The organism is Shewanella sp. BJSY2023SW001 (assembly GCF_047314685.1).
GTDB lineage: Bacteria > Pseudomonadota > Gammaproteobacteria > Enterobacterales > Shewanellaceae > Shewanella > Shewanella indica.
Genome location: NZ_JBKORF010000079.1, coordinates 9426 through 10003 on the forward strand (window position 1 = coordinate 9426; position 578 = coordinate 10003).

At 32.9% G+C, this 578-nt stretch carries 2 protein-coding genes (1 of these 2 only partly in view); both read right to left on the reverse strand.

Annotated elements, in window-relative coordinates; genetic code table 11:
* Nucleotides 1-231, reverse strand: the 5' end (the start) of a protein-coding gene (locus tag ACMHXH_RS17555; RefSeq protein ID WP_413738400.1) for a glycosyltransferase family 4 protein. The gene continues 774 nt to the left of window position 1, outside the view; only the first 231 of its 1005 coding nucleotides appear in the window; the start codon lies at nucleotides 229-231; its stop codon lies beyond the left edge, outside the window.
* Nucleotides 228-578, reverse strand: a 351-nt coding sequence (locus ACMHXH_RS17560) for a hypothetical protein (RefSeq protein ID WP_413738402.1), incomplete at its 5' end; no start/stop codon positions are given. The genes ACMHXH_RS17560 and ACMHXH_RS17555, both read right to left, overlap by 4 nt.

A 578-nucleotide genomic window follows, 5' to 3' on the forward strand; every position in this document is an offset into this window, starting at 1 on the left:
CAAAAGCCACCATAATTTTACTAAACAATAAACGTCGTATGGAAGTGAAATCTTTCTTTTTATAGGCAAGTCAATGAATTTAACATTCGGGAATTTGGTTTTATTCAAACTAACTCTATCACCAACAATCGTCAATTCAACTCTATCATTGTCATTATATACAATTGAATTTCTCATGTGCCAACTCACAACTTCTGATGAAGTAACAACTCTAACAACCCTAAGCTTCACATAATCACCTTAAAATATAGAAACAACAGAAAAACAACTAAGGATAAAGCCAACGGCAATAACACAACGCCAACAGAAAACCTCTTTAACTTAACCAATGGGAAAAGCATAACAACAAAATACAACAACCAAGCAGGCATAGCGTAACGGTTTGAATAATTCCCCCACCCCAAAAACCAGAAAGGTATGAGTAATAACGAATAAATTTTGTAGAAACTCAATGTCAATTCGGAAATATTTATAACTCTTGTTACCTTTATAAACAGTAAGTACAGTGTTGGAAACAGTGAAAAAACAGCAAAGTCAAATCTAACTCCGGACTTATATTCTGCAAAAGAATCATAATT